Here is a 24,401-nt window from a genome sequence, read left to right as displayed (position 1 = left end):
AATGGCAGAACGTACAGGAAGCGTCGAACGCAAAACGGGAGAAACATCCATCCGCCTGCAGTTTGGCATCGACGGCGAAGGGGACGGGACCATACAGACGAACGTGCCATTTATGAGCCACATGCTTGACCTGTTTAAAAAGCACGGCCATTTCTCCCTTAACGTGCAGGCCGAAGGGGATGTGGAAGTGGATGATCATCATACGACCGAGGACATCGGTATCTGCCTCGGCGAAGCCTTCGGCCAGGCGCTCGGCGATAAAAAGGGTATCCGCCGCTACGGCCAGGCTAAAATTCCGATGGACGATGCGCTCGCAGAGGTTATTGTGGATCTAAGCAACCGTCCGCACCTTGAGTTCCGGGCGGAGCTGCCGTCCGCTAAAGTGGGAACATTTGATACCGAGCTCGTGCATGAGTTTTTGTGGAAATTCGCGGTGGAGGCCCGGATGAACCTCCACGTCGTCGTCCATTACGGACACAATACCCACCATATTATTGAAGCGGTATTTAAGGCGATGGCACGGGCTCTTGATGAAGCGACCCAGCTGGACCCAAGAGTGAAAGGTGTTCCTTCAACCAAAGGAATGCTGTAAAGAAAAGGAGTGGAGCGCTTGTGATAGGAATAATCGATTATGGCATGGGCAACCTGTACAGTGTGAAAAAAGCACTGGAACGACTGGATATTCCTTATTTTGTATCCGAGCACACAGAGGAGCTTGCGGAAGCGGACGGCCTGATTCTTCCGGGGGTTGGTGCTTTTCGGGATGCCATGAATTTAATCCGGGAAAACGGGCAGTTTGAGTTTATTGAACACTGGGCGGCTGATGGCAAACCGCTGCTTGGTATCTGCCTTGGAATGCAGCTGTTGTTTGAAGGCAGCGACGAGCACGGGGAAACAGAAGGATTCGGGTTTCTTCCGGGGTATGCCCGCCGCTTTTCCGGAAAAGACAGCCAGGGAAGAAGGTTGAAGGTGCCGCACATGGGCTGGAATTCGCTCAAGTTTCATCAGCCGGACCATCCGCTTTTGAAAAATGTGGAGGAGAGCCATGCGTATTTTGTGCATTCCTACGTGATAGAAACCGCCGACCCGGACGTTTTGATTGCGACAAGCGATTACGGCGAAACAGTGCCGGCGGTGGTTGGCCGCGGTGAAGTCATGGGCACGCAGTTCCATCCGGAAAAAAGCAGCACAGTCGGCATCGGCATGCTGAAAAATTTCGGGGCGATTGTCCGGGAAAGGAGCGGAGCTCATGAGTGATTTTATTGTATACCCGGCCATCGATATCCGGGACGGCAACTGTGTCCGTCTTTTTCAGGGCGATTACAATCAGGAGACTGTTTACGGGGATTCGCCATTTGAAATGGCTGCTTCATTTGCACAGGCGGGAGCTTCCTGGATTCATATGGTCGACCTTGACGGGGCAAAAGAAAAACGGCGCATTAATCATGCGCACGTCGTTCGTGCCGCACGGGAGCTTGATGTCCGTATCCAGGTTGGCGGAGGCATCCGGACCGAGGAGGATGTGGACTATTACTTATCCAACGGCGTGGACCGGGTGATACTCGGCAGTGTTGCCCTGCAGTATCCGGAATTTGCCCGGGATATGCTTGAAAAGCACGGCAGCCGTATCGCTATCGGTCTTGATGCAAGAGACGGGTATGTAGCCGTCAACGGCTGGCTCGACACGTCGGAGGTAACAGCCGTTGAGCTTGGCCGGGAAATGGCTGCCCACGGGGCGGAGACGTTTATATTCACCGATATTTCCACCGACGGGACGATGACCGGGCCAAACGTCGAGGCGACAAGGCAGCTCGCAGAAGCGACCGGCGTAAATGTTATTGCTTCCGGCGGCATCGGGACGATGGAGGATGTCCGGAATCTTGCAGAGAAGCGGGATAAAGGGATATCCGGTGTCATTGTCGGAAAAGCGATATATACCGGCCAAGTAGATGTGGCAGAAGCCGTGAAGGAGGTACAGTAATGCTTACGAAACGGATTATTCCATGCCTGGATGTGAAAGAAGGCCGGGTCGTGAAAGGCACACAGTTTGTAGAGCTGCGGGATGCCGGTGATCCGGTGGAACTCGCTGCGTTTTATGATGAGCAGTGGGCAGACGAACTTGTCTTTCTCGATATTTCCGCCTCGCATGAAGGACGGAAAACGATGATAGATGTCGTGGAACAGGTGGCAGCAAGCATCGCAATTCCCTTTACGGTCGGCGGCGGCATCAGCTCGGTCGATGATATGCGCAACATGCTCCGTGCCGGGGCAGACAAGGTTTCGCTCAATACGGCTGCGGTCAAAAACCCTGATTTAATTACTCAGGGCTCCACCTATTTTGGCTCCCAGTGTATTGTTGTAGCGGTTGATGCAAAGTACGATGATTCACTCGGCTCCTGGAGAATCTATACCCACGGAGGCCGAACGCCGACCGACTGGGAAGTCGTCGACTGGGCGAGAGAGGTCACCGCCCGCGGAGCCGGCGAAATTCTTCTGACGAGTATGGATCAGGACGGAGCCAAGACTGGCTTTGATGAGGCTTTGACACGAACGGTCAGCGAAGCAGTGGACGTGCCTGTTATCGCCTCCGGCGGCGCTGGCGCCAAAGAGCATTTTGTAGATGTATTTGAAAAATCAGGGGCGGATGCGGCACTCGCTGCTTCAATCTTTCATTATAAAGAGACATCGATTGAAGAAGTGAAGGCTTTTATCCGGGAGAGAGGAGTCTTAGTACGATGAACGTCGACGAACTAACATTTGATGAAGCAGGCCTGATTCCGGCCATAGTGCAGGATGCCGTCAGTAAAGAGGTACTGACGCTTGCCTATATGAACAAAGAATCGCTGCAGAAAACAATCGATACGAAAGAAACCTGGTTTTACAGCCGCTCCCGCCAGGAGCTCTGGCATAAAGGGGAAACCTCGGGAAACAAACAGCAGGTGACAGACATCCGGTATGACTGCGACAGTGACGCGTTAAATGTGCTTGTGGAGCCGGAAGGCCCTGCGTGCCATAAAGGGGACTACAGCTGTTTTTCCCGTTCGCTGCTGTCGGAAGAAAAACAGTCAGCCGACGGCCGGCGGTTCGCGATTATTAATGAGCTCGAGCAGGTCATTGCCACCCGCGAGGCAGAAATGCCGGAGGGCGCCTACACGACGTACTTGTTTACCGAGGGCGTGGATAAAATTCTGAAAAAAGTCGGTGAAGAAGCCGGAGAAGTGATTATTGCTTCGAAAAACCGGGATCACGAAGAGCTGAGCTGGGAAACAGCTGATCTTCTTTACCATCTGCTGGTGCTGCTGCGGGAACAGAAGCTTCCGCTTGATGATGTGCTGCGGGTGCTCGAAGAAAGACATCGTTCGTAATAAGGCTGACCGCAGAAAAGACCGTCCTCTCCGGACGGTTTTTTCTTTGGTATCCTCCTTCGCCGTCTTTGGCTGCTGAAAAAACATGCGGGGTCCTGGGAGTTTTCATGAAGCAGGGGGCGTGTTATAATGTCACAATTGATGTGGAACGTGATGGAACAAAGAATAACAAATGAAGGAAGGATGAAAGGAATTGGGCTCAAAACAAAAAAACGAAGACGCAATTATTCCTTTCTTGCAGTCAGGTGAATATTTCTTTCAGCGGGGCGTGGTGGCTTATCAGAAAAATCACCTGAAGCGCGCCGTTCTCTTTTTGGAAAGAGCTGTCGAGCTCGAACCCTCCAAGGGGTTGTTTCAATGCCAGCTTGCCGCCATATATACAGACATGGAACGGTTTGACCGCTCCAACGACATCCTCGACCGGGTGCTCAAAGAAATTGAGCCGGAACGCTCCGAATGCTACTTCTTTCTGGCCAACAATTATGCCTTCCAGGGCAATTTTGAAAAAGCAGCGGAAACAGCCGGTTATTATATGAAGATCGCACCGGAAGGCGACTTTGCAGAAGAAACGAAGGAACTGCTCGAAATGATTAAAGAAAATGAGCCTGGTCTTCTCGAGCATCCAGGAGACATGACTATTTATGAACAGGCAGTGGAAAAGGCTGATAAAGGCAGGGTGCAGGAAGCCCAGGAACTATTTGAAGAGCTTTTGAAGCAGGAGCCAGATTACTGGGCCGCTTACCATCAGCTGGCAAAGCTGCACCAGCACCGCGGAGACACGGAGCAGGCTGTAAAGCTGCTGGAAACGGTGCACCAGGAGGGCGCTTACGTGCCGGCCAGCTGTCAGCTCGCCGCATTGTATGAAAGCGAAGGGGAGCATGAGCGTTCGAAGGAAGTGATGAACGTGCTTACAGCGATCCTTCCGCTCGACCGGGAGTCCCTTCACTGGATCAGCGCGGTCTGTACGTATCTTGGCTATTATGAAGATGCCTGCCGTTACGCCCGTCTTTATCATAAACGGTTCGTGATTGAACGCGGATCGGTTGCGTTTTATCACGGAGCGGCGTTATATTTGCTCGGTGAAACGGAACAGGCGGCAAAATGGTGGAAACAGAACCGTCAGCTCGATCACCCGGAAGTAAAACAGCTTTACCGGGAATATGAACAGAATATATTGACCGGACAGAGGGTAAGAGAAATGGTACAGGACGATTTTCAGCAGTAAGCAGAGTACTGGACGCCAAAAAGCGGCTGCCATACAATAAGTATAAATGCCATAAGAGAGCGATATTTAAAATAAGGGGAGTGGCCTTTTATGACGGAAGAACGGATTTATGATGTGATTATCGCGGGGGCCGGCCCGGCCGGCATGACCGCGGCGGTGTACGCCTCCCGGGCAGAAATGGATACGCTCATGCTCGAGCGCGGTGTGCCCGGCGGCCAGATGGCCAACACCGAGGACGTGGAAAACTATCCGGGCTTTGACCATATCCTCGGGCCCGACCTGTCGACGAAAATGTTCCAGCACGCCCAGAAGTTCGGGGCGGCGTACGCCTACGGCGACGTCTCCCGCGTTGAGGACGGCAAGGAATACAAAACGGTCTACGCCGGCAACAAGCAGTATAAAACGCGCGCCTTGATCATCGCGACCGGCGCGGAGTACAAGCAGCTCGGCGTCGAGGGCGAAAAGGAGCTCGGCGGCCGCGGCGTGTCCTACTGCGCGGTGTGCGACGGCGCCTTTTTCCGGAACAAGGAGATCGTGGTCGTCGGCGGCGGCGACTCCGCCGTCGAGGAGGCGGTGTACCTGACCCGGTTTGCCGATAAGGTGACGGTCATTCACCGCCGCGACGAGCTGCGGGCGCAGAAGATCCTGCAGCAGCGCGCGTTTGTGAACGACAAGATCGACTTCAAATGGAGCACGGTCGTGAAGACGATCAACGGCGAGGGCGGCAAGGTCGGAAGCGTCACGCTGACGGACCTGAAAACCGGCGAGGACTACGACTTCGAAACGAGCGGCGCGTTCATCTACATCGGGCTGCTGCCGCTGAACGGGGCGTTTCTCGACCTCGGCATCACGAACGACGAGGGCTATATCGAAACGAACGAGGAAATGGAGACGAAGATTCCGGGCGTGTTCGCCGCCGGCGACATCCGGGACAAGTTCCTGCGCCAGATCGTGACGGCGACCGGCGACGGGTCGCTTGCGGCCCAGACGGCGCAGCAGTACGTGGAAGAACTGAAAAACGCGGTCGAAGCGTAGGCGCTCCGGCTGAAACGACGATGCACAGGCGCAGAAAATCATTTCTGCGCCGTTTTTTTGGTACAGAAAGCAAAAAACATAGGATACTTTCTTTTGTAAATTGTCTGAACCATCGAAGGATAGTATACTGGAAAAAGGTATATGTGAGGTGGTACACATGCAGCGGGTAACAAATTGTTTTTTACAGCAGAATGATCAACTGCTTATGCTCAAAAAACCAAGCTACGATTGGTGGAATGCCCCCGGCGGAAAAATGGAGCCGGGAGAGTCGGTATATGATTCCGTCCGGCGGGAGTTCCGGGAAGAAACGGGCCTTTCGCTTGAACGCCCGCATCTTCGGGGTATTTTTACATTTATCACGATGGAGGACGGGGTCGCGGCAAATGAATGGATGATGTTTACATTTGAAGCTTTTGGTGCAGGAGGCAGACTGCTTAATGAGTCTCCGGAAGGTATCCTTGAGTGGAAGAAAAAGCAGGAAGTGTCGTCTCTGCCCATGGCCGAAGGCGATAAAGCCATTGTTGAGCATATTTTGAATAATAAAGGGACGGTGTATGGTACGTTCCGCTATACGAAGGATCGCCGGCTTCTGGACCGCCGGTTTGAGCAGTCAACGCCATACTATATGTAAAAGAGGGATGCAGATTATGGAACAAGAGCGCAAATCAATTCAGGTTGAAATCATTACGGGGATGTCAGGGGCCGGAAAGACGGTGGCCATCCAGTGCTTTGAGGATCTGGGCTATTACTGTGTAGACAATCTGCCTCCTTCACTAATTTCGACATTTATCGATTTAATTGAAACGACTGAAAACAAAACCGATAAAGTAGCTTTCGTGGTGGATCTTCGGACGAGGGAGTTTTTTGATCATCTGTTTGCTTCCATAGATCAGCTTGACCAGCGCAAGGATCTGTCGACACATATTTTATTTTTGGATGCAAAGGAGCAGGTGCTTGTCAGCCGCTATAAAGAAACACGGCGGTCGCATCCGCTTGCAAGTGAGGATACACCGCTTGAAGGCATTCAGCTCGAGCGGGAGATGCTGCAGGAGCTCAAAGGCCGGGCGCGCCATATTATTGATACGAGCAGCCTGAAACCAAGAGAGCTGCGAGAGCGTATATTAACTGATTACGCTGAGAAAAACCAGTCGGTTTTTAATATGAATGTTATGTCCTTCGGATTTAAGTACGGGATGCCGATCGATGCGGATCTGGTGTTTGACGTTCGTTTTCTGCCCAACCCTCACTACGTGGAGCATCTGGAGCCCAAAACCGGTCTCGAAGAAGAAGTGTCTTCGTACGTGTTAAAATGGACGGATACAAAGGAATTTATAAATAAACTGGTGGATATGCTTGAATTTATGCTTCCACTGTATAAGCAGGAAGGCAAGTCCCAGCTTGTGGTTGCGATTGGATGTACAGGAGGCAAGCACCGTTCCGTGACGCTTGCTGAATATATTGCTTCTTACTTTTCAGGGAAATATGAGACGAATGCCAATCACCGGGACATTGAGGAAGGAAGGAAAAAATAGACGTGGAGGACCAGAAGGTTGTAGTGATGGGCGGTGGCACAGGTATAGGCGTTCTGCTCCGGGGGCTGAAGCAGTTTCCGGCAGATATTACGGCGATTGTGACCGTCGCAGACGACGGAGGAAGCTCCGGGCGCTTACGGAAAGAGTTTAATATTCCCCCGCCCGGGGATGTAAGAAACGTACTGGTGGCGCTTGCGGAAGTTGAGCCTTTAATTGAAGAATTGTTCCAGCACCGCTTCACGAGCGGGGAGGGGCTGACCGGTCATTCCCTGGGGAATTTACTGGTAGCAGGAATGACCTCCATTACCGGAGACTTTGCCAAAGGGATTACAGAGCTTAGTACCGTGTTAAACGTACGCGGAAAGGTCCTTCCCGCCTCTAATCGGAGTATTGAGCTGTCTGCAAAAATGAAGGACGGCTCCACGGTCTACGGGGAGTCCCTGATTCCAAAAGCCGGCAAGCAGATTGACCAGGTGTTTATCCACCCGCCGGACGCTGAAGCGCTTCCGGAAACCGTGCGTGCCATTGAACAGGCAGATGTCATTGTGATTGGTCCCGGTAGCCTGTTTACAAGCATCATGCCGAATTTGATCGTGCCCGGTATCCGGGATGCCATTAATCGCTCAGGGGCGCGCAAAGTATACATTTGCAATGTAATGACGCAGCCGGGGGAAACGGACGACTTTTCGGCAGCCGATCATCTGCATGCCATCGAAAAGCATACAGGGGGCGCTTTTGTGGATACTGTACTTGTGCATAACGGAGAAATACCGGCTCCGGTGCTTGCAAACTATGAAAAACAGCAGGCGTTTCCCGTGAAATGTGATTATGAAAGATTAGAACAGATTGGGTGCCGGGTAGTAACAGATACATTTATGCACTATGACGGCCTCGTTCTTCGTCATAATGCCAAAAAAGTATCTGAAGCCTTGCTCGCCCGTGATTGACAGAAAGGCGGTGAAGATGGATGTCTTCATTTGCGGCTATAACAAAAAAAGAATTAACTCAGATTGAAGTGGAAGATACGAGCGCCAAAGCGGAGCTGGCGGCGTTAATCAGAATGAACGGCTCAATTTCATTTGGCAACGGCCAGCTGATTTTAGACGTTTCAACTGAAAATGCCGCTATCGCACGACGGATCTATTCGTTAATCAAGCGTATCTACAAGGATATGGTGATTGAACTGCTTGTGCGGAAAAAGATGCGTTTAAAAAAGAATAATGTCTATGTAGTGCGGATGGCCGAAGAAACGAAAGAGATGCTGAGCGACCTTGCCATTATGGAAAACGGCTACCAGTTTAACCGGTCGATCGCGAGAGACGTGATTCCAGACACGGACAGCCGCCGGGCGTATTTGCGCGGAGCCTTTTTAGCCGGCGGATCGGTCAATCATCCGGAAACTTCTTCGTATCATCTTGAAATTTATTCGATGTATGAAGAGCACAACCGGGCACTCCGGGAGCTGATGGAAACGTTCGGGCTCACATCGAAAAGCCTTGAACGGAAAAAGGGCTACATTCTTTATATTAAAGAAAGCGAAAAAATTACCGAGTTTCTAAATATTATCGGTGCGCACCAGGCGCTGCTTTATTTTGAAGATGTACGGATTATGAAAGACATGAGGAATTCGGTGAACCGCCTGGTGAACTGCGAAACAGCGAACTTAAACAAGACTGTGGGAGCCGCACTGAGGCAGGTGGAAAACATTCAGCTTGTCCAGGCAGAAGTCGGACTCGAAAACCTCCCTGAAAAAATCAGGGAAATGGCAATCCTGCGTGTCCAGCATCAGGACGTCACGCTGAAGGAGCTTGGGGAAATGGTGCCGAGCGGAAAGGTGAGTAAATCCGGGGTGAACCACCGGCTGCGCAAGATTGATCAGATCGCCGAGCGTATTCAGGCCGGAAAGCCGCCGATTCCAGAAAAAATTTAATCGCTAAAGGCAGGCGCCTGTAGCAGCAGAGGCTTCTTCTGTTCCTGCAGGCGCCGTATTACAGCAGTCATTAAAGCGCTTGCTTGAAAAACGTTCTAAATTGAATTACGTTATGTGTAGATGAAAAGCGGGTACCGGGTGAAGACAGACAGAGAAAGGAAGATAATAACTATGGTCGAAAAAACAGTGGAAGTAAATTTGCGTACAGGGCTTCAGGCCCGGCCGGCAGCACTATTTGTACAGGAAGCGAACCGGTTTCATTCCAATATTTTTCTTGAAAAAGACGATAAAAAGGTGAATGCTAAAAGCATTATGGGTGTTATGAGTTTAGCTGTGCGCACCGGAGCCTCCGTAAAGCTTTTAGCTGAAGGGGCGGATGAAGAGGAAGCGGCCGAATCCTTAACGGAATTCATGAAAAAAGAAATGTGAACATAAAAAAATCAGGGCGGCGCTATGCCGTCCTGATTTTTTGTGTCTTACTGACCCATAACCTGGTCTACAAGACCGTATTCTTTTGCCTGTTCCGCACTCATGAAATTATCACGGTCCGTGTCGCGCTCGATGACTTCAAGCGGCTGGCCGCTGCGGTCTGCAAGGATCTGGTTGAGTTTTTCACGCATTTTGATGATGCGGCGGGCGTGAATTTCAATGTCCGCAGCCTGTCCCTGGGTGCCGCCGAGTGGCTGGTGAATCATTACTTCACTGTTTGGAAGGGCATAACGTTTGCCTTCCTGGCCAGCTGTAAGAAGAAAAGCACCCATCGATGCTGCCATGCCGACGCAGATCGTAGAAACCTGCGGTTTAATGTGCTGCATTGTGTCATAGATAGCCATGCCGGCTGTAATGGAGCCGCCCGGACTGTTGATATAAAGAGAAATGTCCTTCTCCGGATCGTCGGCTTCAAGGAAAAGAAGCTGTGCTACGATCGAATTGGCCACATTGTCATCAATGCCTGAGCCAAGCATAATAATGCGGTCCTTCAACAAACGCGAATAAATGTCGTATGCGCGTTCGCCCCGGTTGGTTTGTTCAATAACTGTTGGTATCAAGTTCATGAAAAGCGTCCTCCTTTAATGAAATGTATGCCTACATTCATGGTAGTTGTATGGAAAATATTTTTTCCTTCCGCGTTGCTGTTATTATCATAACTCTTTGGTCAATTAAGGTCAAATAAAAAGTCTGACCCTATTCCATATAGCTACACGTCAACCTCCATTCCCTTTATTTTCACAAACATAAACGTTACGTGCAAATGTTTCACTTCCGCATAAATCTTAATTTAGATGAAAAATGATCTGACAAACAAATAGAAGGGTCACATCTATTTTTATATAATGCCATTAAGAGAACAAGAAAAAGGGATCGATTCATGGAAGAAAAATATGATATGATATAAGAAAGCGTTTTCAGTAAAGGAGGTGGAGATAATGGGTCTGGGGCTTGAACTGCAGCAGAAGCAGGAAATGAGCTTGGTGATGACGCAGGAGTTAAAGCAGGCAATTGCCCTGTTGAAGCTTTCTTCACAGGAATTGTCCGACTATCTGCAGGAAGAAGCAATGGAAAATCCCTTAATGGATTTAACTCTCCCTTCTATCACGGACGGAGCGTCGCTTTCTGCATCCCGGGCCGCTGCTCCGGTCCACAATACAGCGTCCATGGGTGAACAGCTGGACTGGCGTGAACCTTCGGAGGAAACTCTCGAAGAGGCACTGAGGGAGCAGATTGCATGCGGAGGTTATAAAGGAACTGCCAGGGAAATACTTTTATTTTTAGCCGGAAGCGTTGACGAGCGTGGATACTTAGAAGACATCGAATGGGAAATGGAACGGAAATTCGGGCTGGGCAGAGAAGAAAGCGGGCAGTATATTTCGATGCTTCAACAGCTCGAACCGGCAGGGGTCGGTGCCAGGGATTTAAAGGAATGTCTTCTTCTGCAGCTTGAACGCTGCCTGGATATAGATCCATATATTGACCAGGTCGTAGCCGAAGATCTCGAGGCGCTGGGGGCGAAAAAATGGCGCTACCTGCAGCAGAAGTATCAGCTCACTAAAGAGCAGCTGCAGGAGATCTATACATGCCTCCAGAAGCTTTCCCCGCATCCGGGGGATGCCTACCGGCAGGAGAAAACAATTTCTGTATCCCCGGATGTCCGCGTGGAGGAAATCGGCGGAGAATGGGTGGTCACGATTTTGAATGACCGGCTTCCCGAGCTGCAGATGAATGAAAAATACTGGCGTCTTTTGAATCAGGATGCCGATGAAGAAGCCAGGCAGTATGCTATGGAAAAATATAAGCAGTTTCTATGGATTGTTAAGAGCGTGGAACAGCGTCAGCAGACACTGCAGAAAATATCAGAGGTGATCGTGGAAGCGCAGAGTGAATACCTGAAACACGGGGAAGAAAAGCTTCGCCCTTTGACGCTCCGGGAGGTGGCTGAACTGGCGGAGGTGCATGAATCCACTGTTTCAAGAACGACGAGCCGGAAGTACATGCAGACGCCTCACGGTCTCATAGAACTGAAGCACTTCTTCTCTTCGAAAATTGCCCGCCCGGATGAGGATGCTTCAAGCACCGGAGTGAAAGCCATGATGAAAAAATTGATTAAAGAAGAAAATAAAGAGAAGCCTCTTTCGGACCAGAAGCTGGCTGATCTGCTGCAGCAGGAGCAGCAGTGTACGATTTCAAGGCGGGCAGTGGCAAAGTACAGAACAGAGCTTCGCATCCCGTCTTCCTCCCAGCGGAAAAAGCCGGTGTAGCCAGAATCCTCCCTGCAGAAAAGGGAGGATTTTTTATGCATAAAATAATTAATATCCGGGTAATAATAAAACATAGGCAGCCTATAAAAAAGCAGTAAACATTTGCGTTGATTTTCCAAATATAGATTGCTACAATGAAATTGTGAACAAAACGTTCATTTTTTTATAAAATGAGCGGGACAGAAAATGTCTCTGCGGGACATTAATTGTCCCAAAGGGTACAGTAAAGATCAATGATGAGGAGTGGCTTGAAATAAGCTGCTGCCACAGGTTCGGTGGTGTAGCAATATGTTACGTGACGTATTGGAGATGCAGCGGAAACTGCAGCCTGATGTGCTTGAAACATTAGGGAAAAGGTACCGCATTTTGCAATACATCCGCCTGATGCAGCCGATTGGAAGAAGAACCCTCGCCACTCAGCTATCCACTTCAGAGCGGGTTCTGCGCAGTGAAACAGATTTTTTAAAGCAGCAGGGACTTATCCTGATGCAAAGCGCAGGTATGCTTTTAACAGAAGAAGGAAATAAACTGCTGGAAGGGCTCGAACAGACAGTTAAATATGCTTTCGGGCTTGAGGAATTGGAGCAGAAGCTGGCGGCCCGCTTATCCGTTCCGAAGGTTATCGTCGTTTCAGGAGACAGCGATGAGCTTCCGGTAGTGAAAAAAGAACTTGGCCGGGCAACGGTGCAGCAGATGAAGAACCGTGTCAGCCCGGGGAACGTGATTGCGGTAGCCGGGGGCACAACGCTCGCTTCAGCAGCTGATATGATGGTGCCTGACGCAAAATGGCACAACACCATCTTTGTGCCTGCCCGCGGCGGTCTCGGCGAGAAGGTGGAGATCCAGGCCAACACCATAAGCTCTGCAATGGCGATGAAAGCCCAGGCTTCGTACCGGCTGCTTCATGTGCCTGACCAGCTGAGTGAGGATACAAGGCGGTCGCTCATGCAGGAGCCCGGAGTACAGGAAGTGCTTGGTCTGTTAAAGTCGGCATCGCTTGTCGTTCACGGCATAGGGGAAGCAAAAACGATGGCCGGTCGGCGGACCACGGATACTTCCCTGCACAGCAGGCTTGAAGAAGAGTCTGCGGTGGCGGAGTCGTTTGGCTACTATGTGAATCAGGACGGAAAAGTGGTGCACCGTGAAAATACGGTGGGTCTGCAATGGGACGGACTCCGGTCGGATCAGACAGTGATCACAGTCGCCGGAGGCTCAAGCAAGGCAAAGGCGATTGAAGCTTATATGCGCTACCGCCCGAGCAGCATTTTGATCACCGATGAGGGTGCAGCCAAGGCTATTCTGAATGAAGGCGATGCACCGGAGGCGACTGAGTAACAGGCAGAACACCTGCCGCATTATGCTGCAGTAGCTTTCACAATTATTTATATTCCAAGGAGGAAAAATTATTATGGCAACAAAAATTGGTATTAACGGTTTTGGACGTATTGGACGTAACGTTTACCGTGCAGCGTTAAACAACCCGGATGTTGAAGTAGTAGCAGTAAACGACCTTACAGACACTGATACGCTTGCACATCTTTTAAAATACGATACGGTTCACGGCACGCTTGACGCAGAAATCCAGGCAAGCGGCGACAACCTTACAATCAACGGCCACAAGCTGACCGTTTTCTCTGAAAAAGATCCTGCAAAAATCGACTGGAAAGGCGTAGACGCTGAAATCGTCGTTGAATCCACAGGTATCTTTACGCAGCGCGACCAGGCAGCAAAACACCTTGAAGGCGGAGCGAAAAACGTTATCATTTCTGCCCCGGCTAAAGGCGTAGACGCAACATTTGTTGTCGGTGTGAACGAAGGCGAATTCAAGCCGGACGAGCACAAAGTCGTTTCCAACGCATCCTGCACAACCAACTGCCTGGCTCCGGTAGCTAAAGTACTGGACGAAAAATTCGGCATCAAACGCGGCCTGATGAATACAGTCCACTCCTACACGAGTGACCAGCAAATCCAGGACGGCCCGCACAAGGACCTTCGCCGTGCGCGCGCTGGCGCTGAAAACATCATCCCGACAACTACAGGTGCCGCCCAGGCAGTAGCACTCGTGCTTCCACAGCTTGATGGTAAGCTTACCGGCGGTGCAATGCGTGTTCCTACTCCAAACGTCTCCCTTGTGGACTTTGTGGCAGAGCTTGACAAAGACGTAACAGTAGACGAGCTGAACAACGCCTTGAAAGAAGCTTCTGAATCTGATGAACTTAAAGGCGTTCTTGGCTACAGCGAAGAGCCGCTCGTATCGAAGGACTACAATGGAAGCGCCTATTCCTCCACAGTAGACTCTCTTTCGACACTCGTTATGCAGGACAACATGGTTAAAGTAATCGCTTGGTACGACAACGAATTCGGTTATTCCAGCCGTGTTGTGGACCTCGCAGCAAGCTTTGGCAAAAAACTGTAAATCATACGTTTAATACTTGAGAAAGGGAGGAGAATATTATTTCTTCCTCCCTTTTTTGGGTGTGGAGGGCCGGGCCCGCCAGAAATTCAGCATTTCCGTTCAGACCGCCGCAGTAATAAAAATAGACGTTCCAGTTTTTTCTGCGGCGGGTAAAGAACGGAAGTGCAGATTTTTGTTATGATAGATGAGGAAGATAATTTAAGGGAGGTTTGGCAATGGCGTTAAATAAGAAAACCATCCGCGATTTAGATTTGAAGGGCAAAACCGTTTTCTGCCGTGTTGATTTCAACGTACCAATGAAAGGCGAAAGTATTACGGATGATGCACGGATTCGTGCAGCTGTACCAACAATTCAATACTTATCCGAACAGGGAGCGCGCGTCATTCTCGGCAGCCACCTTGGACGCCCGAAAGGGGAAGCTGTGGAAGAGCTTCGACTCGGCCCGGCAGCCAACCGTCTTGGCGAAATCATGAATGTCAGCGTGAAAAAGGTCGACGAAGTATACGGCGAAGAGGCTAAGCAGACAGCAGCATCCCTCCAGGACGGAGAAATCATGCTTCTTGAAAACCTGCGCTTTGAAGCTGGCGAAGAGAAAAATGATGAAGCTCTGGCAAAAAACATAGCCTCCCTTGCAGATATTTATGTAAACGATGCATTCGGGGCGGCGCACCGTGCCCATGCGTCCACCGAAGGAGTGGCGCGCCATCTGCCGTCGGCAGCCGGCCTGCTGATGGAAAAGGAACTCGATGTACTCGGCCAGGCGCTTGACAATCCGGACCGTCCGTTTACAGCAATTGTTGGAGGAGCGAAAGTAAAAGACAAAATCGGCGTTATCGATAACCTCCTCGATATCGTGGACAATCTTATTATCGGCGGCGGCCTTGCCTATACGTTTGTCAAAGCGCAGGGGTATGAAATCGGCCAGTCCATGCTTGAAGAAGACAAGCTCGATATGGCGAGAGAATTCATGCAGAAGGCAAAGGACAAGGGCGTAAACTTTTACATGCCAAAAGATGTTATTGTTTCCGATGACTTCAGCGATGATGCGAACACGCAGACAGTAAAAATCGACAGCATTCCATCCGATTGGGAAGCGTTGGATATTGGACCGGAAACGAGAAAAGAATACGCGAACGTCATTAAGGATTCGAAGCTTGTGATCTGGAACGGGCCGGTTGGCGTGTTTGAACTTGCTACATTTGAAAATGGGACGCGCGCAATTGCAGAGGCAATGGCTGAAGCTTCAGGCACGTATACGGTTATTGGCGGCGGCGACTCTGCAGCAGCGGTGGAGAAATTCGGACTTGCAGACAAAATGAGCCATATGTCCACCGGCGGCGGAGCATCGCTTGAATTTATCGAAGGAAAAGTTCTGCCTGGCGTGGCAGCATTGGATGATAAATAAGCAGTATATTTACTATAATCTTAGCGGGGTGAAACAATGAGAAAACCAATCATAGCAGGCAACTGGAAGATGAATAAGCTTCACGGCGAAGCAGTGGAATTTATTGAGCAGGTAGCAGGCAAAGTACCGAACGCTGAAGAGGCGGAAACGGTAGTGTGTGCACCGGCTCTGTTTCTGAAGGATATGAATGAGGCGGCAGCATCGAGCGATGTGAAAATTGGCGCCCAGAATATGCATCAGGAAGACAGCGGCGCGTTCACCGGCGAAATCAGTCCGGCAGCGCTCGCAGACCTGAACATTCCCTACGTCATTATCGGCCACTCCGAGCGCCGAGAGATGTTTAACGAAACCGATGAAACAGTTAATCAAAAAGTAAAAGCAGCCCTGAACCACGGGTTAACACCGATCATGTGCTGCGGCGAATCCCTTGAGCAGAAAGAAAACGGCTCCACAGAAGCAGTCGTGCGCGAACAGATTGAAAAAGGCTTTGCCGGCCTGAGTGCCGAGGACGCCGCAAAAGTGGTTGTTGCTTACGAGCCAATCTGGGCCATTGGCACAGGCAAATCCTCCACTGCCGAGGATGCGGATGAAACCTGCGGCTCGGTCAGAAAAGCACTTGCCGATCAGTACGATCAGGACACAGCAGACAAAGTGCGTATTCAATACGGCGGCAGTGTAAAGCCGGAAAACATTGAAACGTACATGGCGAAAGAGCACATTGACGGTGCGCTTGTCGGCGGTGCCAGCCTGAAGCCGGATGCCTTCCTCGAGCTTGCAGAGGCGGGAAAGAAATGAGCAATCAGCCAGTAGCACTGATTATCCTGGACGGCTACGCCTGCCGGGAGGAAACCAAAGGGAACGCGGTAGCGAAGGCAAGCACGCCAAACTTTGACCGCTATTGGAACCAGTATCCGCATGAAACGCTGACGGCTTTCGGTGAAGCGGTCGGCCTGCCTGAAGGACAAATGGGCAACTCGGAGGTCGGCCATATGAATATCGGGGCCGGCCGGGTCGTCTATCAAAGCCTTTCCTTAATTAATAAGGGCATTAAAGAAGGAACGTTCAAAAACAATCAGGCATTTCAGCATGCTGTGGAGCACGTGAAGGAAAACGACAGCGCTCTTCATTTATTCGGTCTGCTTTCTGACGGCGGAGTCCACAGCCATATAGACCATTTAAAAGCACTGCTCGACATGGCGAATGAAAAAGAAATTGAGCGCGTGTATGTTCATGCCTTTTTGGACGGTCGTGACGTGGGCCAGCGTTCTGCTAAACAGTATGTGTCCGAAGTGGAAGATTATATGAAAGAAATCGGTACCGGCGATATTGCTACGGTGCAGGGCCGTTACTACGCTATGGACCGTGACAACCGCTGGGAACGTGTGGATAAATCCTACCGGGCGATTACTTACGGAGAAGGGCCATCCTATGAAACAGCCGAAGAAGCGATTGATGCTTCATACGAAGAAGGAGTATGGGATGAATTTGTGCTTCCGTCGGTTATTACAAAGGACAAAGAAGCAGTCGGCCGGCTGCAGGATAACGATGCGGTGATTTTCTTCAACTTTCGTCCGGACCGGGCTATCCAGCTTTCACAGGTGTTTACTCAGGATGGCTTTAACGGCTTGGACCGAGGAGATAAATTCCCATCCAATCTGAAATTTGTCAGCATGACCCAGTACAGTGATTCGGTAAATGCTGAAATCGCCTACCCTCCGCAGGACCTGGTCAATACAATGGGTGAAATCGTTTCAAATGCGGGACTGCACCAGCTTCGCATTGCAGAAACGGAAAAATATCCGCACGTAACATTTTTCTTCAGCGGCGGACGTGAGGAAGAGTTTAAGGGTGAAACACGGGTGCTGATCGATTCGCCGAAGGTAGCCACGTACGATCTGCAGCCGGAAATGAGCGTATATGAAGTGACTGAGGCGCTTGAAAGCGAGATTCAGTCTGAAAAGCATGATTTCATCGTACTGAACTTTGCAAATCCGGACATGGTGGGGCACTCCGGTGACCTTGATGCTACGGTTAAAGCAATTGAAGCAGTGGATGAATGCCTCGGGCGGGTCGTGGACCTGCTGCACGATAAGGGTGGACGAGCCATCATTACGGCAGACCACGGAAACTCCGATGAAGTAACAACACCGGATGATAAACCGATGACAGCTCACACGACCAACCCGGTACCGGTTATTGTCACAGGAGATGAAAATGCGAAGCTCCGCAAGGGCGGCGTGCTCGCTGACCTGTGTCCAACAGCCGTAGAGCTGCTGCAAATAGAAAAACCAAAAGAAATGACGGGGCAGTCCCTCATTCAATAATCATTCAGAGGAGTGAATCATCAATGAGTTTAATTGCAGATATTTACGCACGTGAAGTACTCGATTCCCGCGGGAACCCAACAGTAGAAGTAGAAGTATTTACCGAAACAGGCGCTTTTGGACGTGCGCTTGTGCCAAGCGGCGCTTCCACCGGTGAATACGAAGCGGTAGAGCTTCGTGACGGCGGCGACCGTTTTATGGGCAAAGGTGTCACTAAAGCGGTTGACAATGTTAACGAAACGATCGCCGAAGAAATCATCGGTTTCGACGTGACAGACCAGACAGGCATCGACCAGGCAATGATCGAACTCGACGGCACAGACAACAAAGGCAGCTTTGGCGCCAATGCCATCCTCGGCGTTTCGATGGCGGTAGCGCGCGCAGCAGCTGATGAACTCGGCGTTACACTGTATGAGTATCTCGGCGGTTTTAATGCGAAAACCCTGCCGGTCCCAATGATGAATATCCTGAATGGCGGCGAGCACGCAGACAACAACGTTGACTTCCAGGAATTCATGATTATGCCGGTCGGCGCGAGCAACTTCCTTGAAGCTGTCCGGATGGGGGCAGAGATCTTCCACAACCTGAAGAAGGTACTCGGAAGCAAAGGCTATAACACCGGTGTTGGCGATGAAGGCGGCTTTGCTCCGAACCTCGGTTCGAATGAAGAAGCGCTTCAAACGATCATTGAAGCTATCGAAAAAGCAGGCTACAAGCCGGGCGAAGAAATTATGCTCGCCATGGATTCTGCGGCTTCTGAAATGTACGAAGACGGAAAATATCACCTTAAAGGTGAAGGCGTTGTGAAAACAGCAGACGAAATGATTGAGTTTTACCAGGACATGGTGTCGAAATATCCTATCGTTTCTATTGAAGACGGCCTGGATGAAAACGACTGGGAAGGCTTCAAAAAGCTTACAGATGCTCTTGGCGACAAAGTCCAGCTTGTGGGCGATGACTTGTTTGTAACGAACACCAACAAGCTGAAAGAAGGCATTGAAAAAGGCATCGGCAACTCCATTCTGATCAAGGTGAACCAGATCGGTACACTGACCGAAACCTTTGATGCTATTGAAATGGCGAAGCGTGCCGGTTACACAGCTGTTATTTCCCACCGTTCCGGGGAAACAGAGGATACGACTATCGCGGACATCGCTGTAGCGACCAACGCTGGACAGATTAAAACAGGCGCACCATCCCGGACGGATCGTGTGGCTAAATACAACCAGCTTCTCCGCATCAACGATGAACTGGCGGAAACCGCTGTTTATCTGGGCAAAGATGCTTTTTATAACCTGAACAAATAATTGCTTTTCGACCGCGGCCCGTCACATGGGCTGCGGTTTTTACAATTGAATAAAACACCGTTACCAAGGGTTTTGCGGCCTGTGCTGCCGCATGTGCTTGCACTGCACGTTTTGGTGTGTTACATTAATACAAGCGTAATTGGAACGTGGAGGTGTACGGGTGATGATAACGGCGTTGTACGTTGCATTAATAGTCGTTGCGGTCATGCTTATTGCAATTATTTTATTGCAGTCGGGCCGAAGCAGCGGTTTGGCAGGAGCAATATCCGGCGGAGCCGAACAAATGGTTGGAAAACAGAAAGCGAGAGGCATCGAAGCCTTTCTGATTCAGTTTACAGTAGTTCTGGCTGTGTTGTTTTTTGTTCTTACCATACTCATCGCCTATTTTGTCTGACAGACAGTATAGGAAGCTATCTCAGCAGCGGACGGTTCCATCGTTCGCTGCTTTTTATGTTACCGGCTAATGTTTGCTTTTCCTTTATTTGGTGAATCAAACAAACAGGTGGAAATTTAGTTTAACGTTTAGCGGCCGGATAGAGGTAAATCAAGGATAGGAGAGCAGGAGCATGAAGACAGCAGCTGAAAACCAGACGATTGGATGTTTGTGTCTGCATGGATTTACAGGCTCTCCGTGGGAGGTCGAACCGATTGCTGCAGAGCTCCGTGCGTGTACAGACTGGACAGTGGAAACACCGGTACTGCCAGGTCATGCTGACGGAAGCTTCAGTATTCAAAGCCGTGTTTCCTATGTCACATGGATTCACGCTGCTGACCGCGCCGCGAAAAAACTGGCAGCTGCATGCAGCACTCTGTATGTGATTGGATTTTCGATGGGAGGCCTGCTTGCCTGCTACGTGGCGGCCCGTTACAAGGTGGAACGGCTCGTCCTTATTGGTATGCCGATGGAATATATTAACCCGGGCCAGTTTTTGAAGGACACGCTGCTTGTCGCAGGCGGCCAGGTCAGAGGATCGCTGCATCCCTGGTACGGCGTGGCCGCAGAAAAATTAAAAACCCCCGGCTGGGCGCTTCGGGAGTTTCAGCAGGCAGCGCACGTGCTGCGTCCGTTTGTTGGAAAAGTATCCTGTCCGGTATTTATCGGTCAGGGTGAGAAAGATGGCCTGGTGCCGGTCCGGAGCGCTGTACGTATATATAAAACGGTAAAAAGTCCGGTGAAGCAGTTTGTGCTTTACAAAAACGGCAAGCACTTTCTTTTTCACGGGCCGCACCGGCACGAAGCGGTGAATGATGTACGGTTGTTTTTAACTTCAGCACAAATAAATTCTGAGAGCCTTATGCGAACGATCGATTAAATAGAAATAGAAAAGAAGAAAGATAGGAGACGATGAATCATGCGTGTAGTACCCCCTAAGTCATTTACTTTTGAAGGAGGCAATCGTGCAGTGCTGCTGCTGCACGGATTCACAGGATCATCTGCGGATGTCCGGATGATGGGACGTTTTTTGGAAAAGAAAGGGTATACTGTCCATGCGCCGGTCTACAAAGGCCACGGTGTTCCCCCGGAAGAGCTGATGGAGACGGACTACCATGACTGGTGGGAGGATGTAAAAGCAGGAATTGAGGAATTAAAGGAAAGAGGATTCGACCAGATAGCGGTCGGGGGTCTTTCTCTCGGCGGGCTGATGGCTCTGCGTGTGGCGTATCATTACGACGTACTTGGCGTTATTCCGATGAGCGCTCCAATGTCGACGTTCAACAACGCAGACAAACTGTATGGAGACGTCATCAATTACGCGAAAGAATTTAAACGCCTGGAAGGAAAAGACCAGGAGCAGATTGATAAAGAAATTATGGAATTCCGCCAGCTGCCGACGGATACGCTGCACTCGGTTAACCGGCTGATCCGGGAAGTGGCAGAAGACCTGGATATGGTTCACGCTCCGGCGATGATTGTGCAGGGTGAAAAAGATGATATGATTGCAGAGGACAGCGCAAATATCATTTATGAAGAAATCTCTTCGGAGGATAAACAGATTAAGTGGTATCCGGACTCCCCGCACGTTATCACCCTCGGGAACGACCGCGATGAGCTGAACGAAGATGTTTATCAGTTTTTAGACGGATTAAATTGGTCAAAATAAAAAAAGAGCGTAAAGCTCAAAACGTTTATCACAACAACATTGAAAGGAGATGAAAACGTTGGACCAGGAAATAAAACAGACACTGCTGAATTACCTGAAAAACGATTCTGCGGGTCCTGCAACCATTGAGGAGATCCAGGAAACGCTTCAGGCCGATTCGGCGGAAGACATTAAGCGCCTCATGAAGACGCTGAACGAAATGGAGGACAGCGGAGACGTTGTCCGGACGAGAAGCAACCGATACGGCATACCGGAGAAAATGAACCTGATGCGCGGGCGCGTGCAGAGTCATGCCAAAGGATTTGCCTTTATTATTCCGGAGGAAAAGGAACGTGACGACATCTTTGTACCGGCCGGTGAAATTAATGGGGCGATGAACAAAGACACCGTACTCGTTCGTATCTCGGACTCGAGCCAGGGAAGTAAAACCGAAGGCACGATTATCCGTATCATCGAACGCGGTATTGAGAAAGTCGTTGGTACGTACCAGCGCTACGGTAATTACGGGTTTGTCGCGGCGGATGATAAGCATATCCGTGATGACATTTATATTCCACAGGATGCAGAAAACGGGGCAGTGGACGGCCATAAGGTTGTCGTAGAACTGACCAAATATCCGGATGCGGCGTCAGGCGCTGAAGGCAAGGTCGTCAATATCATCGGGCATAAAAACGACCCAGGCGTCGATATTCTGTCGATCATTCATAAGCACGGCCTTCCGGGAGATTTTCCGGAGGAAGCTGTGGAGCAGGCCCAACAGACGCCGGATGTGATTGATGAAAGTGAAATTAAACAGCGCCGGGATCTGCGCGATGAAACCATCGTGACCATCGACGGGGCAGACGCAAAGGATCTCGATGACGCCGTAACGGTGACGAAATATAATAACGGAAACTATAAGCTCGGCGTTCATATTGCAGACGTCAGCTATTATGTGGACGAAGGAACACCTATCGATGTGGAAGCGGGAGAACGGGCCACGAGCGTGTATTTGGTGGACCGGGTAATTCCGATGATTCCGCACCGTTTGTCAAACGGCATCTGCAGCCTGAACCCGCAGGTGGACCGGCTGACGCTCTCGTGTGAAATGGAAGTAACGCCGCAGGGCGAAATTGTTAACCATGAAATCTTTGAAAGTGTGATCCGCACGGCCGCCCGTATGACGTACAATGACGTCCGCCTGATTCTTGAAGAAAACAACGAGGCAAAACGGGACGAATACAGCGAGCTCGTGCCAATGTTTGAACGCATGGAAGAGCTTGCAGCCATTCTCCGCGAGAAGCGGTTTGGAAGAGGCGCCATTGATTTTGATTTTAAGGAAGCACAGGTGCTCGTAGATGAAACGACTGCTCCGACAGATGTGGTGCTTCGTGAGCGCTCGGTCGCTGAAAAGCTGATTGAAGAGTTTATGCTGGCAGCCAACGAAACGGTAGCCGAGCATTTCCACTGGATGAAGGTGCCGTTTGTCTACCGGATTCACGAAGACCCTGCCGAAGACAAGCTGCAGTCGTTCGTGGAGTTTGTTACAAACTTTGGCTATGCAGTCAAAGGGACGGCAAATACGGTCCATCCGCGTGCGCTTCAGGAAGTTCTTGACGCTGTCAAAGGAGAACCGGAACAGGCAGTAATCAGTACAGTGATGCTGCGCTCGATGCAGCAGGCAAAGTACGATCCTGAAAACGCCGGCCACTTCGGTTTGGCTGCGGATTTCTATACTCACTTCACTTCGCCTATCCGCCGGTATCCGGACTTGATTGTTCACCGTTTAATCCGGACGTATCTGGTAAATAAACGGCTGGACGACAAAACGCAGCAGAAATGGAAAAATGAACTGCCGGAAATCACCCAGCATTCTTCGGAGATGGAGCGCCGGGCCATTGATGCCGAGCGTGAAGTTGACAGCATGAAAAAAGCCCAGTATATGAAGGATAAAATCGGGGAAGAATTCACCGGTTTTGTAAGCGGAGCCGCTAATTTCGGTCTGTTTGTGGAGCTTGAAAACACCATTGAAGGTATGGTGCATATCAGCTATCTAACAGATGATTATTATCACTATGATCCGAAGCAGTATGCACTGATAGGCGAGCGTACCGCGAATATGTACCGCATCGGTGATCAGGTGGAAGTGCGTGTTCTGAATGTAAATCTTGACGAAGCGGCGATCGACTTTGAAATTGTCGGCATGAAACGGCCGGCGAAAGCGCGGCGCAAAGAGTCTGCAAAGGTTGTTCAGGGCGACAAGGGCAAGCGTCCCGGGCGAAAAGAAGGCCAGGGACAGGGAGAAAAGAAGGACGGCAATAAAAAAGACGGTGGACGTAAAAAAGGTAAATCAGGTAACAAAAAGCCGTTTTACTCGAAAGTCTCAAAAAACAATAATAAAAAGAAATAATACGATCGCAGGAAAGCCCGGGGCAATAGGACGCTCCCGGGTCCCTATGGTAGAATAAAGACAGAAGGCAGGTGAATGGAGATGGCAGTAAAAACGGAAAAACGTGTGCTGGCGCAAAACCGGAAGGCCCGTCATGACTATACCATCGAAGACACCTTCGAAGCCGGTATTGAACTGCGGGGCACCGAGATAAAGTCGATCCGGTCCGGCAGGATGAACCTGAAGGACAGCTTCGGTAAAATCGACAATAACGAGCTGTTTCTGCATAATGCCCATATCAGCCCGTATGAACAGGGAAATCAGTTCAACCACGATCCCCTGCGTACGAGAAAGCTTCTGCTGCACCGCCGGGAGATCAATAAGCTTATTGGTAAAAGCATGCAGTCCGGGTACTCCATTATTCCATTGAAGGTTTATATTAAAAACGGTAAAGCGAAGGTGTTAATCGGCCTTGCCAAAGGTAAGAAAAAATACGACAAACGCCAGGCGCTTAAGGAACAGGATGCCAAGCGTGAAATGGATAAAGCAATCAATCGCAGCATGAAAGGCATGAGCGACTAGATTGACACGCTCCGGACCTCTCGTTATAATATAGTATGTCGCTCATGAACCTA

The 24,401-nt window shown here is 50.3% G+C and carries 25 protein-coding genes; 24 read left to right on the top strand and 1 reads right to left on the bottom strand.

The window, feature by feature from the left end; genetic code table 11:
• Position 1 precedes the first annotated feature (1 nt).
• The 12 genes from hisB to ACTTK7_RS04870 all read left to right on the top strand — a co-directional run bounded on the left by hisB (position 2) and on the right by ACTTK7_RS04870 (position 9,516).
• Positions 2–592 (top strand): imidazoleglycerol-phosphate dehydratase HisB, encoded by a 591-nt coding sequence (gene hisB, locus ACTTK7_RS04925; protein WP_462866288.1) that lies wholly within the window; start codon positions 2–4, stop codon positions 590–592.
• Between the two features lie 20 nt (positions 593–612).
• Positions 613–1,257 carry an imidazole glycerol phosphate synthase subunit HisH gene (gene hisH, locus ACTTK7_RS04920; protein ID WP_462866286.1) on the top strand — a complete coding sequence of 215 codons (645 nt, stop codon included), beginning with the start codon at positions 613–615 and terminating at the stop codon, positions 1,255–1,257.
• Positions 1,250–1,981 (top strand): 1-(5-phosphoribosyl)-5-[(5-phosphoribosylamino)methylideneamino]imidazole-4-carboxamide isomerase, encoded by a 732-nt coding sequence (gene hisA / locus ACTTK7_RS04915; protein ID WP_462866284.1) that lies wholly within the window; start codon positions 1,250–1,252, stop codon positions 1,979–1,981. Before hisH ends, hisA begins: the two co-directional genes overlap by 8 nt.
• Positions 1,981–2,739, top strand: a complete 759-nt coding sequence (hisF, locus tag ACTTK7_RS04910; RefSeq protein ID WP_462866282.1) for an imidazole glycerol phosphate synthase subunit HisF — start codon at positions 1,981–1,983, stop codon at positions 2,737–2,739. The genes hisA and hisF overlap by 1 nt, the downstream gene beginning before the upstream one ends.
• The gene (gene hisIE / locus ACTTK7_RS04905) at positions 2,736–3,365 is read left to right on the top strand and encodes a bifunctional phosphoribosyl-AMP cyclohydrolase/phosphoribosyl-ATP diphosphatase HisIE (RefSeq protein ID WP_322526898.1); all 630 of its coding nucleotides are present in this window, start codon (positions 2,736–2,738) and stop codon (positions 3,363–3,365) included. Before hisF ends, hisIE begins: the two co-directional genes overlap by 4 nt.
• A 193-nt stretch (positions 3,366–3,558) precedes the next feature.
• Positions 3,559–4,590, top strand: a complete 1,032-nt coding sequence (locus ACTTK7_RS04900; protein WP_462866280.1) for a tetratricopeptide repeat protein — start codon at positions 3,559–3,561, stop codon at positions 4,588–4,590.
• A 90-nt stretch (positions 4,591–4,680) separates the two neighbouring features.
• The gene (gene trxB / locus ACTTK7_RS04895) at positions 4,681–5,625 is read left to right on the top strand and encodes a thioredoxin-disulfide reductase (protein WP_462866278.1); all 945 of its coding nucleotides are present in this window, start codon (positions 4,681–4,683) and stop codon (positions 5,623–5,625) included.
• Positions 5,626–5,782: 157 nt separating this feature from the next.
• Positions 5,783–6,256 carry an NUDIX hydrolase gene (locus tag ACTTK7_RS04890; RefSeq protein WP_462866276.1) on the top strand — a complete coding sequence of 158 codons (474 nt, stop codon included), beginning with the start codon at positions 5,783–5,785 and terminating at the stop codon, positions 6,254–6,256.
• Positions 6,257–6,272: 16 nt separating this feature from the next.
• Positions 6,273–7,157: an RNase adapter RapZ gene (gene rapZ / locus ACTTK7_RS04885; protein WP_462866274.1), complete on the top strand. Its 885-nt coding sequence runs from the start codon at positions 6,273–6,275 to the stop codon at positions 7,155–7,157.
• A 2-nt stretch (positions 7,158–7,159) separates the two neighbouring features.
• Entirely contained in the window at positions 7,160–8,104 is a 945-nt protein-coding gene (locus ACTTK7_RS04880) for a gluconeogenesis factor YvcK family protein (RefSeq protein WP_462866272.1), read from the top strand.
• A 20-nt stretch (positions 8,105–8,124) separates the two neighbouring features.
• Positions 8,125–9,087: a DNA-binding protein WhiA gene (whiA, locus tag ACTTK7_RS04875; protein ID WP_322526381.1), complete on the top strand. Its 963-nt coding sequence runs from the start codon at positions 8,125–8,127 to the stop codon at positions 9,085–9,087.
• Between the two features lie 171 nt (positions 9,088–9,258).
• Complete coding sequence (locus tag ACTTK7_RS04870) at positions 9,259–9,516, top strand: HPr family phosphocarrier protein (protein ID WP_298785191.1); 258 nt, start codon at positions 9,259–9,261, stop codon at positions 9,514–9,516.
• Positions 9,517–9,563: 47 nt separating this feature from the next.
• On the opposite strand, the gene clpP is transcribed toward ACTTK7_RS04870, so the two are convergent.
• Positions 9,564–10,142 (bottom strand): ATP-dependent Clp endopeptidase proteolytic subunit ClpP, encoded by a 579-nt coding sequence (gene clpP, locus ACTTK7_RS04865; protein ID WP_022793882.1) that lies wholly within the window; start codon positions 10,140–10,142, stop codon positions 9,564–9,566.
• Positions 10,143–10,514: 372 nt separating this feature from the next.
• Here clpP and rpoN point away from each other — a divergent pair, with 372 nt between their 5' ends.
• The 12 genes from rpoN (at position 10,515) to smpB (ending at position 24,348) form a co-directional block, all read left to right on the top strand.
• Positions 10,515–11,843, top strand: a complete 1,329-nt coding sequence (gene rpoN / locus ACTTK7_RS04860) for an RNA polymerase factor sigma-54 (protein WP_462866269.1) — start codon at positions 10,515–10,517, stop codon at positions 11,841–11,843.
• 288 nt (positions 11,844–12,131) lie between these two features.
• Entirely contained in the window at positions 12,132–13,178 is a 1,047-nt protein-coding gene (locus tag ACTTK7_RS04855) for a sugar-binding transcriptional regulator (protein WP_462866268.1), read from the top strand.
• A gap of 73 nt (positions 13,179–13,251) precedes the next feature.
• The gene (gene gap / locus ACTTK7_RS04850; RefSeq protein ID WP_462866267.1) at positions 13,252–14,259 is read left to right on the top strand and encodes a type I glyceraldehyde-3-phosphate dehydrogenase; all 1,008 of its coding nucleotides are present in this window, start codon (positions 13,252–13,254) and stop codon (positions 14,257–14,259) included.
• Positions 14,260–14,474: 215 nt separating this feature from the next.
• Positions 14,475–15,665 (top strand): phosphoglycerate kinase, encoded by a 1,191-nt coding sequence (locus ACTTK7_RS04845; protein ID WP_462866266.1) that lies wholly within the window; start codon positions 14,475–14,477, stop codon positions 15,663–15,665.
• Positions 15,666–15,701: 36 nt separating this feature from the next.
• A complete protein-coding gene (gene tpiA / locus ACTTK7_RS04840; RefSeq protein WP_462866264.1) occupies positions 15,702–16,460 on the top strand; it encodes a triose-phosphate isomerase in 759 nt (252 codons plus the stop codon).
• Positions 16,457–17,989, top strand: coding sequence for a 2,3-bisphosphoglycerate-independent phosphoglycerate mutase (gpmI, locus tag ACTTK7_RS04835; RefSeq protein WP_462866262.1), 1,533 nt, complete (start codon positions 16,457–16,459; stop codon positions 17,987–17,989). Before tpiA ends, gpmI begins: the two co-directional genes overlap by 4 nt.
• A gap of 23 nt (positions 17,990–18,012) precedes the next feature.
• Positions 18,013–19,296, top strand: coding sequence for a phosphopyruvate hydratase (gene eno / locus ACTTK7_RS04830; RefSeq protein WP_462866260.1), 1,284 nt, complete (start codon positions 18,013–18,015; stop codon positions 19,294–19,296).
• Positions 19,297–19,459: 163 nt separating this feature from the next.
• Positions 19,460–19,690: a preprotein translocase subunit SecG gene (secG, locus tag ACTTK7_RS04825; protein ID WP_022793890.1), complete on the top strand. Its 231-nt coding sequence runs from the start codon at positions 19,460–19,462 to the stop codon at positions 19,688–19,690.
• 172 nt (positions 19,691–19,862) lie between these two features.
• Complete coding sequence (locus ACTTK7_RS04820; protein ID WP_462866258.1) at positions 19,863–20,609, top strand: alpha/beta hydrolase; 747 nt, start codon at positions 19,863–19,865, stop codon at positions 20,607–20,609.
• Positions 20,610–20,645: 36 nt separating this feature from the next.
• The gene (locus tag ACTTK7_RS04815) at positions 20,646–21,398 is read left to right on the top strand and encodes an alpha/beta hydrolase (RefSeq protein WP_462866438.1); all 753 of its coding nucleotides are present in this window, start codon (positions 20,646–20,648) and stop codon (positions 21,396–21,398) included.
• A gap of 49 nt (positions 21,399–21,447) precedes the next feature.
• On the top strand, positions 21,448–23,787 hold the full coding sequence (gene rnr / locus ACTTK7_RS04810; RefSeq protein ID WP_462866256.1) for a ribonuclease R: 2,340 nt from the start codon (positions 21,448–21,450) through the stop codon (positions 23,785–23,787).
• A gap of 81 nt (positions 23,788–23,868) precedes the next feature.
• The gene (smpB, locus tag ACTTK7_RS04805; protein WP_462866254.1) at positions 23,869–24,348 is read left to right on the top strand and encodes an SsrA-binding protein SmpB; all 480 of its coding nucleotides are present in this window, start codon (positions 23,869–23,871) and stop codon (positions 24,346–24,348) included.
• Positions 24,349–24,401 lie beyond the last annotated feature (53 nt).

The sequence above is a fragment of the Marinococcus tarijensis genome (assembly GCF_054971385.1).
This window is presented reverse-complemented; position numbering and strand designations above follow the sequence as displayed.

Bases quoted from the DNA above. Each gene is read 5' to 3' on its own strand.
- hisB (WP_462866288.1), top strand. From the start codon at position 2: ATGGCAGAACGTACAGGAAGCGTCGAACGCAAAACGGGAGAAACATCC.
- hisA (WP_462866284.1), top strand. From the start codon at position 1,250: ATGAGTGATTTTATTGTATACCCGGCCATCGATATCCGGGACGGCAAC.
- hisF (WP_462866282.1), top strand. From the start codon at position 1,981: ATGCTTACGAAACGGATTATTCCATGCCTGGATGTGAAAGAAGGCCGG.
- hisIE (WP_322526898.1), top strand. From the start codon at position 2,736: ATGAACGTCGACGAACTAACATTTGATGAAGCAGGCCTGATTCCGGCC.
- trxB (WP_462866278.1), top strand. From the start codon at position 4,681: ATGACGGAAGAACGGATTTATGATGTGATTATCGCGGGGGCCGGCCCG.
- ACTTK7_RS04890 (WP_462866276.1), top strand. From the start codon at position 5,783: ATGCAGCGGGTAACAAATTGTTTTTTACAGCAGAATGATCAACTGCTT.
- rapZ (WP_462866274.1), top strand. From the start codon at position 6,273: ATGGAACAAGAGCGCAAATCAATTCAGGTTGAAATCATTACGGGGATG.
- whiA (WP_322526381.1), top strand. From the start codon at position 8,125: ATGTCTTCATTTGCGGCTATAACAAAAAAAGAATTAACTCAGATTGAA.
- ACTTK7_RS04870 (WP_298785191.1), top strand. From the start codon at position 9,259: ATGGTCGAAAAAACAGTGGAAGTAAATTTGCGTACAGGGCTTCAGGCC.
- clpP (WP_022793882.1), bottom strand. From the start codon at position 10,142: ATGAACTTGATACCAACAGTTATTGAACAAACCAACCGGGGCGAACGC.
- rpoN (WP_462866269.1), top strand. From the start codon at position 10,515: ATGGGTCTGGGGCTTGAACTGCAGCAGAAGCAGGAAATGAGCTTGGTG.
- ACTTK7_RS04855 (WP_462866268.1), top strand. From the start codon at position 12,132: ATGTTACGTGACGTATTGGAGATGCAGCGGAAACTGCAGCCTGATGTG.
- gap (WP_462866267.1), top strand. From the start codon at position 13,252: ATGGCAACAAAAATTGGTATTAACGGTTTTGGACGTATTGGACGTAAC.
- ACTTK7_RS04845 (WP_462866266.1), top strand. From the start codon at position 14,475: ATGGCGTTAAATAAGAAAACCATCCGCGATTTAGATTTGAAGGGCAAA.
- tpiA (WP_462866264.1), top strand. From the start codon at position 15,702: ATGAGAAAACCAATCATAGCAGGCAACTGGAAGATGAATAAGCTTCAC.
- gpmI (WP_462866262.1), top strand. From the start codon at position 16,457: ATGAGCAATCAGCCAGTAGCACTGATTATCCTGGACGGCTACGCCTGC.
- eno (WP_462866260.1), top strand. From the start codon at position 18,013: ATGAGTTTAATTGCAGATATTTACGCACGTGAAGTACTCGATTCCCGC.
- secG (WP_022793890.1), top strand. From the start codon at position 19,460: ATGATAACGGCGTTGTACGTTGCATTAATAGTCGTTGCGGTCATGCTT.
- ACTTK7_RS04820 (WP_462866258.1), top strand. From the start codon at position 19,863: ATGAAGACAGCAGCTGAAAACCAGACGATTGGATGTTTGTGTCTGCAT.
- rnr (WP_462866256.1), top strand. From the start codon at position 21,448: ATGAAAACGTTGGACCAGGAAATAAAACAGACACTGCTGAATTACCTG.
- smpB (WP_462866254.1), top strand. From the start codon at position 23,869: ATGGCAGTAAAAACGGAAAAACGTGTGCTGGCGCAAAACCGGAAGGCC.